Annotated in this window: 5 protein-coding genes, 4 pseudogenes and 1 other annotated feature; of the genes and pseudogenes, 7 read left to right on the plus strand and 2 right to left on the minus strand. The window is 59.7% G+C overall.

All coding sequences use genetic code 11. The features are described 5' to 3' along the window. Positions 1-665: 665 nt before the first annotated feature. Positions 666-1025, minus strand: coding sequence for an H-NS histone family protein (locus tag IVB13_RS17085; RefSeq protein ID WP_247489811.1), 360 nt, complete (start codon positions 1023-1025; stop codon positions 666-668). Between the two features lie 527 nt (positions 1026-1552). Between IVB13_RS17085 and IVB13_RS17090 the strand changes: the two genes are divergently transcribed. The 3 genes and pseudogenes from IVB13_RS17090 to IVB13_RS17100 all read left to right on the plus strand — a co-directional run bounded on the left by IVB13_RS17090 (position 1553) and on the right by IVB13_RS17100 (position 7480). Further along, the gene (locus IVB13_RS17090; protein ID WP_247489813.1) at positions 1553-2278 is read left to right on the plus strand and encodes a hypothetical protein; all 726 of its coding nucleotides are present in this window, start codon (positions 1553-1555) and stop codon (positions 2276-2278) included. 2848 nt (positions 2279-5126) lie between these two features. After that, positions 5127-6061: pseudogene (locus IVB13_RS17095) on the plus strand (IS3 family transposase); the annotation flags it as partial. After that, positions 5411-5527 (plus strand) — a sequence feature (AL1L pseudoknot). It overlaps the preceding pseudogene by 117 nt. Positions 6062-6107: 46 nt before the next feature. Beyond that, positions 6108-7480 (plus strand): annotated as a pseudogene (locus tag IVB13_RS17100) (IS30 family transposase). Positions 7481-7520: 40 nt separating this feature from the next. Here the strand turns inward: IVB13_RS17100 and IVB13_RS17105 are convergent. Beyond that, a pseudogene (locus IVB13_RS17105) lies at positions 7521-7767 on the minus strand (DDE-type integrase/transposase/recombinase); the annotation flags it as partial. A 394-nt stretch (positions 7768-8161) separates the two neighbouring features. Here IVB13_RS17105 and IVB13_RS40210 point away from each other — a divergent pair. The 4 genes and pseudogenes from IVB13_RS40210 to IVB13_RS17120 form a co-directional block, all read left to right on the plus strand. Beyond that, complete coding sequence (locus IVB13_RS40210) at positions 8162-8296, plus strand: hypothetical protein (protein WP_007601784.1); 135 nt, start codon at positions 8162-8164, stop codon at positions 8294-8296. 490 nt (positions 8297-8786) lie between these two features. Beyond that, positions 8787-9011, plus strand: a complete 225-nt coding sequence (locus IVB13_RS17110) for a hypothetical protein (protein WP_247489815.1) — start codon at positions 8787-8789, stop codon at positions 9009-9011. 481 nt (positions 9012-9492) lie between these two features. Further along, positions 9493-9729, plus strand: coding sequence for a hypothetical protein (locus tag IVB13_RS17115; RefSeq protein WP_007601788.1), 237 nt, complete (start codon positions 9493-9495; stop codon positions 9727-9729). After that, positions 9729-9830, plus strand: a pseudogene (locus IVB13_RS17120) (NYN domain-containing protein); the annotation flags it as partial. The gene IVB13_RS17115 and the pseudogene IVB13_RS17120, both read left to right, overlap by 1 nt. Between the last annotated feature and the right edge of the window lie 366 nt (positions 9831-10196).

Here is a 10196-nt window from a genome sequence, read left to right on the forward strand (position 1 = left end):
TCGGCAAAGCTAGCGGGCGCTCGTTCACACATCTCGGCCTTCACGAATGTCGGCCTAACAATCGGTTAACGAAGAACCCCTAGCGTGTTCCGCCGTTGACCTGCATCCCGTCACGCATAACGAGGTGGGTCTAGGACGGGGCCGATACCATGGCGGACCTAACGGAAAAATTGGACAAACTCCGTGCGGATGCCGCGGATTTGGCCCTTATGAGCAGGCGATCGAGCGACCCGCAAAAGCGCGCACTTTTCCAACGCTTGGCAGATGAGCTCGCCATAGAGGCTCTCGAACTCGAGCAGGTGGTGAAGCGGCAAAGCCGGCGCTCCGGTCACAGCGACATGGATAAAGTCGTGCCCCTCCACGTGCGTCCAGATCGTCGCTGACCCGATCCCGCTTCCCTTTTTGGGCCACCGCCTCAACTCGCGGCCTCTCGTTTACAGCTGGCGGTCTTCATGCGACAAAGCCTAGCGGTCTGTCCGGATCTCGGTCTACAGGCCAAACTCCGTCGGCTGCCGGGCCGGCCGCGGCGCTGCTCCGTCCCATGCCCCTGGGCGACGTCACGCTTGCCCAGAAAATTGCTCTCGCGACCGAGGAGAGCCTCGCATTGAGCGTCGCCAACAGCTTCCCGGGGGCCGATCGGCTCGCGCCTACTCTGTCGTCGTCCCTTAGAGGGTAGGGGCTCGCGCGTACGCCTTTTCGCGAGTTAGATTTCGCGGAGCGTCGATTAGGAAATCGTCCAACTTCCGGCCACCTCGAAGCTGCGGCCGCAGCCACCGAGGCAGTCTGCCACGGCCGGACCATGTCTCCGCCGGGTTCTTTGGGTTGCTATATTTGGGGCGAACGGGCGGGTATGGACGGCGCTTACGATCGAACTGTACAGCTTTCTCGGACAGTCCAATTTTGTGGAGCCGCTCCTCCAACCGTGCTTTTTGCACCAAAATTTTCTGACTGAGGGTGGCGGCGACCTGTTGGTGAAGCATCCAAAGCTCGTCAAGGGAAAGCGAATTGAAATGCTCGGTGTTCATCGCTCGATCCAATTCTTGGGAGAAGGCCCAGGCAGACAACTCGGGAATGAAGGAGCAGACAAGCCATCAGTTAAATAGCCGTCGCACAATCCACATTTAAATGAGGAGGTAGAACGGGAGAAAGGCGCGATGGCGGTAATATCGTGACGGAGCATTTAATTTGGTGCGAGGCGAATCCTCACTCCGGCCCGCACACCGGCATCGTATCATCCACAACCTACCGCTCGACCAGTTGCGCTTTCACATTGCCATTGCCATTGCGAAGGTGAGCGCAAACACCGCAGCAGTATTCAACCAGGCGGCCGCGTCGCGGATCGCGAGCGGGACCGACGCCCGGCGACACGCATGTGGCTCGATTTAATTGAGCGCGCTGCCGCGTTTTGCAACTGAAGAGTGTTGGATAGCCTGTTAACTCGGATGGCCAGGAGCACAATTAATCCATCACGTTGCCAGATTTAAGCCGCATGGGGGCCCATGTCGCCGCGAAGGCTCGTGCCGAGTAGGGGGCGCAACACCGGGAGTTTTCGATGTCCCGTCATTTGCGATTTTACTTCGCCGGTTTAGTTCTTGTCGGAGGCCTTTCGGCGACACCCGCGTGCTCCGACCCTTTTACCGACTTGTTCAATATCGCTCCGCGCGAGCCTACTGCAACCTCTTCGGCGCAGGCGGAATGTTTGCCGCGACCCGGCAGCTCGCCCGCCGCCGGCCAGCACTGGTTGTATCGGCGGGACGGTCATCGCAAATGCTGGTTTTTGGCCGAGGGCATCGCAACGGTGCGAAAACCGGCTCATGGTCGTGTGGCCAACCGCGGCGCCCGCTCCGACGAGAACGAGGTCGCGCCGCAAAGGGCGAGCCCCGTGATCGATGCGCGCGCGGAGTTGCCAAGCTCTTCGCCGGCCGAGGGGGCTCAGCCGACGCCGCCGGCACGCGAAGTCAAGGTGGCCGATGCAACTTCTGTTTTCGATGCGGGCACGCCGGCCCTGATGCCGGCGGCACCGGCCGCGGATCTTCCCACCAGCCAGCTCACGCCCGAGCACCCCGGGCCGCCCCAAGTTGACGTGGAGAAGCGTGCCGCGGCCGCGCGAGCCGACTCACCTCCAGCTATGCCGCTGGGCGCGCGCAATGAAGAGGTGCGCGACGAGCCGCGCAGCTGGACGGTCACCTGGGTAGGTGTGTTGCTGATGACGCTGGGGGGCTTTTCGATCTTAAGCTCGAGTCGCACGCTTCGGCAGACGGTCAGATTACGCCAGTGAAGCACGCTACACTGGCAGGTTTAGGTGACGCGGCGGCCGCGATCGATGAGTTCACGGCGGTATAGCCGAATGCCACACGTACAAAGGTTCCACGCGCCTGCACTCAGTTTGGCGCTGCCTTGGGACATTCGATTAACATGACGGTCCCACTTTTGGATGGCACTGCGGTACAAAGTGTTTGTGATGGACAGCAGCCGGCAAGTGATCTGCGCAGCAAAGCTTGACTGCATTGACGAGCAGGCGGCGAGACGTCGAGCCGAGCAAATGTGTGGCGAGCACGACGTGGAGCTCTGGGAAGGTGATCGGTGTGTTGCTGCTTTTCAAAGGTGCAACATCGAACGGAAAATCGGTGCAACCGCCCTGTCCGGAATAGACGGCCGCCGACTTGTTCACGCCTCCGCCCAGGAACTGTAGCGCATTATCGACCTATTCAAGATGTCCACAGCTAAACTCTAGGGGAGCGTTCGGTCGCTGCTCGCGCGGTTCATTTCCTCAAATGCATTCGCCAGCTCTTCTGTACGGGGCGAATAAGGACGTCGTGCGTTACCGCACTGGTGACGCTTCCCGGTCCGCCGTTCGGGGAAGCTGGCTCGCTCGATGGAAGCCAAGCGCGCCGCTTCAAGGTCGCCTCGGAGAACTCTAAGGGAAAGCATCGGCCAGGCTGGCGTTCGATATCGCTTGGCTGATCGTCGTCTTCGGTAGCTCCAAGTTGCTCGGGGAGCTTTTCCTTTCAACCAAGCAAGACTCTTCGCCCTCCGCTTCTGAGTTTGCGACATCCGCCGCTGAGATGAAAAAGGCCGCAGGATCAGCTCATCTCCTGCGGCCTTTATTTTCCCGGGAAAATTGAGTGCTTACGTAATGGACACTTCCAGCCCCGGCTGTTGGCGATGATTCCAGAACCTGGTTTGCGGGTTGAGTCCGAAACATCTGTTCCGAAGCGGAACATGGAAGGCTGTTGCGCCTGCGCAACGTCTTGCCGTGATACGGAAGAGGGCGGGTGCATAACCCGAAGTTCTGCGCTGTTTCATCGAGAGTCCGACCCAGTATTCTTGCGAGGCGGTTGAGACGTTCGAATCGGGTAGATTCGGGAAATGGTGAAAATGCAAGTGCACCATTAACCGTAGCACCAAGCTCGGCCGACGGGGAGGGAAGCATGGTAGCAGCTCTGCAGATAAACTTTGCGCTCTGGGGAATGATTGTTTGTGCCGCCTGCGAGTTTCTGCAACTCGTCGAACTATTTTAGAACAGCAGCCAGCCTCCGACTGCAATCACCGTCTTGGCGATAATGTACAGCCACGCCAGCGTTGCGATAGCTGCAGCGCTGAAGAAGGCTACCGGTAGAACCATGAAGTCTGCCTTTGTGGAGGCGAGTGAGCTGAGTAACATCGTTCTCGGTGTCTCTATCCCGTGTACAGATTTGCGGATAGGTGCCAGCGGGCATGGGGCGCCCCGTTGCCACCCCGTAGCGACGGGCCTATGGGGGCGGCCGCTTTGATTATCAGGGCGACCACTGTGATCGATTTACCGGCGCTGCTGAACTTCCAGAACGTGGAGATCGGCCAATGCGCCATGGCTCGGACTGGGTGAAGGCGAACCTCATCAACACCAGGAAACCTGAACAAGAATGCAGGCCCTCTTCTGGGTCTTTGCTATGGTCGTCTTCGTGGCCGAAACTGAGGCTACCGTCATTCGCCCAACCGGGCCCCTGGAGACATCGGCATTTTGTCGAGCATCTCCAAACGAGAGATGTGCCACATAATTCTTGTATTACTCGTGCGTCAGCTTGCCGGCGGAAATCATCCCCGCGCGTCCGCAACGGCGCAATTGGCGCCGGGAATGCGGATTAGAGCACGTGCAAGGGGGTAGGGGTGTCCGCAGCTTCAGAACCAATCCGTTTCTTAGCGACCGGTCGGCCCCAGTTTCACGCGCGTCTGCAAATCAAATGTTGAGGGGTGTTGGCGCCTTAAGTCGATTGCCGTCGGGCGATTGCGATGCCGAGCCGGTTGCCTATCAAGCCGACCACAGCGGCTAAGATGATTACAACCACCAATGGCGCGAAACCGAGTGCTCCGTCTCTCGCCGCAAGCTTAACTCCCAGACTCAAAATGCAACCATCGCCCCGCCTAATCCTCGACGATCGACCAAAACGCTTCCGATTGTGCCTTTCCGAATTCAGCAACTTCGCAATGTTGTTCCCATCCATTCCAACGTTGCCTATCGAGTGCTCAGCGAGGCGCCCAGTAGCGACGGCTTGACCATTGTGGCGCCCGGCGTTCGCCGGCGGGTCATGCTGGGGCTGGGGCGCCGGTCCGTTATCACCGCTCTGTCCGCATGTAAGGGCTGCGTTCTGAGACCAATCGAAGGTCCGGGTCGGCGGCCACTGTCAGGGAAGCCTCGATCCGGAGGGGAGTCTCTGGGGGGCGCTCAGCCAGCACAGCCCACACGATGACGCCGGATGCGAAAACGACCACCGCTATCCAAGGGTACCGCATTGCGTGCTCGCCAGCCTGGCATCAAAGTCCTGATCAGGTTGAGCAGCGCTTGCTGCTCCGGACTCGACCTCCAGAGCCGGCATTCGGCCGATGCAGCACAATTGGCGTGCTCAAACGAGGTTGTGGCTACAAATAAACGTGGCCATTGCTGCTTTCATACAGAAGCCGACCATAGCCACCTAATAGCGCGCGCACTTTTCGGTTCCTGTTGAACATCGAGCCGACTACGACTCCCATAAGATCCTGCGGTGGTACCCGCGTCGGACCGCTAGAGGAATCTTCCCGGACCCAATGCCGGCGGCAATATGAACCGCCCCGGGTTTGCCGGAGGCTTCAACTCCTGAGAGGATGGAGCCATGACGAGCAAGACGACAAACAAGTTCTCACCCGAGGTCCGGACCCGAGCGGTTCGGATGGTTCTGAATCACGCCAGCGAGCACCCGTCACGCTGGGCGGCAGTGATGTCGATCGCGGCCAAGATCGGCTGCACGCCGCAGACGCTGCATGACTGGGTCAACAAGGCCGAGATCGATAGTGGGCAGCGGGCCGGCGTTCCGACCGACACGGCCGAGAGGCTGAAGGCGCTCGAACGAGAGAGCCGCGAGCTTCGGCAGGCCAATGAGATCCTGCGCAAGGCAAGCGCCTATTTTGCGATGGCGGAGCTCGACCGCCGGTCCAAGCCATGATCGCCTTTATCGAGGATCATTGTGGGGCGCATGGGGTCGAGCCGATCTGCAAGGTGCTGCCGATCGCCCCCTCGACCTATCACTCCCATGTGGCCAAGCGGCGAGATCCCGCCAGGCTGTCGGCGCGCGCCCGGCAGGATGCTGCGCTGAAGATCGAGGTCCGGCGCGTCTTCGATCAGAACTTCGGCGTGTACGGCGTGCGCAAGGTCTGGCGGCAGCTCAAGCGTGAAGGGTTCGATGTTGCCCGTTGTACCGTGGCGCGACTGATGCGGGACATGGGCCTACAAGGGGTCATCCGCGGCAAGCCCGTCAAGACCACGATCAGCGACAAGGCCGCGCCATGCCCGCTGGATCACGTCAACCGCCAGTTCAAGGCGCCGAGGCCGAACGTCCTCTGGCTCTCCGACTTCACCTATGTCGCGACCTGGACCGGCTTCGTCTACGTCGCCTTCGTCATCGACGCCTATGCCCGCAGGATCGTGGGCTGGCGAGCCTCGCGCACGGCGCATGCAGGCTTCGTGCTCGATGCGCTGGAGCGGGCATTGCATGATCGACGGCCGGTCCATCGTGGCGGGCTCGTGCATCATAGCGACAGGGGTAGCCAAGGCGGATTCAAACGGTCGTCGCAACACTCGGAGGTAGGAGGTTGCGATGAACGTTGTAAGGCGCCGATCGGCGCGGTCAGGACGAGCCCCATTGCCGTCGGCAGGACGGCCGTCTGTTGCAGGACGCGATGAACAGAACAACTTCTGGCGGGCGATTGCCGCGGGGCTAAGCAGCGAAGATGCTGCGCTGGAAGCCGGATTGTCACAACCTGTCGGAAGCAAATTATTCCGAAAGGCGGGCGGCATGCCACCAGCGATTTTCAGATCCTCGGCAAAGGCGCTCTCCGGGCGGTACCTCTCGTTGGTAGAGCGCGAGGAGATCGCACTCCTCAAGGTGCAGGGCCATTCCATGCACGAGATTGGACGTCGCCTGGGGCGGGCTGCTTCGACAGTCTCCCGTGAACTGCGGCGCAACGCGGCCACCCGCGGCGGCGGGTTGGAGTATCGGGCAACAACTGCCCAATGGCATGCGGATCGAGCCGCCCGCCGGCCCAAGCCGACCAAGCTTGCGCTCAATGCAACCTTGCGCACTTATGTAGAGGAGAGACTTGCTGGCGGCGTCGTAGCCCCGAGTGGCGCGCTCGTTCTTGGTCCCGCCGTTCCGTGGAGGGCCGCCGGCATGGGCCGCGCAAGGATCGGCGATGGGTCCAAGCCTGGAGCCCTGAGCAGATTGCCCGACGCTTGCCGATCGACTTCCCGGACGACAAGACGATGCGCATCAGTCACGAAGCTATCTATCAAGCTCTCTTCGTTCAGGGCCGTGGGGCGCTGCGCCGCGAGCTGACGGCCTGCTTGCGAACAGGACGTGTATTACGGATGCCCAGGGCGCGCGTACGCAGGCGAGGCAAGGGCTTTGTCTCGCCGGAGATCATGATCAGCGAGCGCCCTGCTGAAGCTGCCGATCGAGCAGTGCCGGGACATTGGGAGGGGGACCTTATCCTCGGTCTTGGCAGCTCGGCAATCGGCACGCTGGTCGAGCGCACGACGCGCTTTACGATGCTCTTGCACCTTCCACGGTTGGCGGGGCATGGCGAAGCTCCGCGCGCGAAGAACGGGCCGGCCCTTGCGGGACATGGGGCCGAAGCCGTGCGCGACGCGATCACGCGCACCATCATCACTTTGCCCGAAGAGCTGCGCCGTTCGCTAACCTGGGATCAGGGAGTCGAAATGGCTCAGCACGATCGTCTCAAGATCGATGCGGGTATCCAGGTCTACTTCTGCGATCCGCAAAGCCCATGGCAGCGCGGCACTAACGAGAACACCAACGGGTTGCTGCGGCAGTACTTCCCGAAAGGCACGGACCTGAGCATCCACAGCGCCGAGGAGATATCCGCTGTGGCAGCGGCCCTCAATGCCCGACCGCGGAAGACGCTAGGCTGGAAAACGCCGGCGGAGGCGCTTGACGCTCTTCTGTTATGAGTGAAAGTAACTGGTGTTGCGACGACCGTTTGAATCGGCCTTGGCTGCCACGATCGGAGTGATGCATCAGGGCATCGGCTTGCCGCGTCGCCAGACGGCATCAGAAGGGCGTCGGCGACCAACTGCGTCGTCATGCTGGCGCTCATCGACCAGCCGACCGCCCGGCGCGAGAACAGGTCGATCACCGCCGACACATAGAGCCAGCCCTCAGCCGTCCAGATGTAGGTGAAGTCGGCGATCCACTTCTGGTTCGGGCGCTCGGCCTCGAACTGCCGATCCAGAAGGTTCCGACGGGTCTCCGGTCCGCGAAAAAGGCGACCGCGCCGTCGCAGCCTGGCTCTTCCGGGAGAGCGCTTCGGCGCGCATGACCGCGGCGTTGGCGCTTAGGCCCTCCAAAGCTTCGCCGGGCGCGACGCCGTCGTCGGCCATGACGAACGGAACGCCACGGGATAGGTGACGGCCATCGCAGTCACTCCTTGCGTTCGGATCCCGCTGCCGCGGACTCTGCCGCTCGAGTTCTTCGATGACCGTATCGCGGTCGCGGCAACCGAAAAGGCCTCGAACTGTTATGTCGGTCATATCCGTCGCTCTCGTCGGTCACACCAACCAAGGTGCTGCCCAGGTGAATATCCTTTCGAGGCCGCCGCAGGCAGCTCGTGGGCCGCGGCGTCGAGAAAATCCATGGCGACCAACAACGCCTTGACCCTCCCGACGATCTCCGCCGCGGGGTTCAATGGCCTATTCGGCGGCGTGCTCGAGATCGCCCCGGCGAGTGCAGCAGGTTCGGACATAGAAACGGTCTTCTGTACGCGGTGAGCGTGGTGTGACTGGGAGCCTCACCACAGATTGTCGGGCATCTTGACGTGAAATGGTCCACGGTGGCGCGGCGACCATAACAATTAAATAAGGATACAAGCCATATTAAATATAGCGATCTATTTAATATTGTATTATAATTGGGCAATTGTGCCGGATGAACGCACAAGGTTCGCGGAGAAGCGAGTCCAGCATTCCTGCTTCGCCCCCCGAATGCGGGAGCCGTTTCTTCGAGTGCTTGAGCGCGGAGGGCGCGCTCTGTACTCGCTGGACAAGACGCGAAGGCGAGATTTTTCGGAAGCCTGTGAATTTTCGAGCATCACAAACGTCGCTTCAGTCAAAGGATTATTAACTTTATTATTGGATTATAACGTGATAATAAGTCTCAAATTTAATTGTGACATTTAATGTTTCGCGCCATTGTCGGCTCCGGCACTCTAATCTTTTGGAAAATCCTGCAGGGGACCATGTGCATCGGGAGGAGAGGACAATGACCCAACGCAACATCCGCCCTCCGAACGAACACGACATAGGCAAACTTGAAACCTTGGCCATGAAAGCCCCCAGCGCAGATATTGCTGCTCAGTTTGGTCGAAGTTCCGCAGCACCGAGGATGGAGTTCCTAAAATTATTATTGACCAAGCCGGAAAAGTTAAAGCGCAATCATTGCGGTCGGGACCCTGGCCCATCAGGCTTTGATTGGCCGAATGATTAGAGCTTCGAAAAGAACGCAATCGGCGGATCGCCGGAGAGGCGCGTCAGGGGCACTTGTCGGCTCGAAGCAGCGCGCGCGCATCGACTTCACTGCCGCAGCAGCACTAAAAAAATGGCCTTCCCTTGGAAACCAACGCGCAGCGGCATCGGTTAGTTCTTACCTTGTATTCGAGGGCACTTTGGACGCATGCATCCGAGCTTTCCTAGCGAAGCCTGCCAGCCAAGGTCATCTCTACGAGATACATACTGCTCCGCAAACGCAACTTGTTACGGCCGTGCTGTCCGCAGAACAGATAGCCGAAATCGCTCGGCTGCGAGATTTTCTTTGAGGAAAAGCAAGCCCCTGCCGCTGCCGACAGGGCGTTGAAAGTGAATTGGCTAATCAAATTGTGAACCAACTCTTCGGTAAGATTGGTAGGTACCCACCATCGCCGCCGAATCATTGCCCATGGATTTGCGCTCCTCGGTCCTTGGAGGACACTATGGATGAGAAGAACCCTCATTCGAAACAAGTTACCAGACTAGGCTTGATCAGCTTCGGCCGTTCGAAAACAGATTGCACCATTCGCAGCATATCTGCGTTCGGTGCAGCCCTCGATCTTGCTGCAGATGAAAAAATTCCCGACGAATTTGCTCTGACTGTTATTCCCGACGGTGACCGGCGCCGCTGCGCGGTTGTCTGGCGTAAAGAGAAAAGAGTTGCTGTCGCGTTCTATTAATTAATGCGTCAGGATCGCGGGCTGGAATGGCGGTCAAGGGCAACATGGATATCGAGCTCGCCGTGGATGCCATGGAGCTCGCCGATGCAATACATCGAGTGAATACTGGGACATAGCGGCCTTCGTGAAGACTGATTGTCGGTGAAATTTGTGGCGATTGTCTGAAGTTACACCATCCCGCCCTTATCGACTGCGCAGCGACTTGTCGAAGGAACCGGACCGGCTCTCATCTGAGATCCCGACATTCTGCGAGGGCTCCCGATGTTCACATCGCGTTCACCGAGCTCTGAGCGGAACCCACCGGTGTCTTCATCCCTTTAGAAAGAGCGGAGCTCGATCCCAGGGTGCTCCCGAGGGACCGGGCCATGCTCCGACAAACCAGCAACGAAGAAGAGGCTCTGGACCGCACCGCCGAGGTCGCGGCCACCATCGCGGAAGAAGGCCTCCGGTACGTCAGCGACTCCGCG

The organism is Bradyrhizobium sp. 17, assembly GCF_023073515.1.
GTDB lineage: Bacteria > Pseudomonadota > Alphaproteobacteria > Rhizobiales > Xanthobacteraceae > Bradyrhizobium > Bradyrhizobium canariense_D.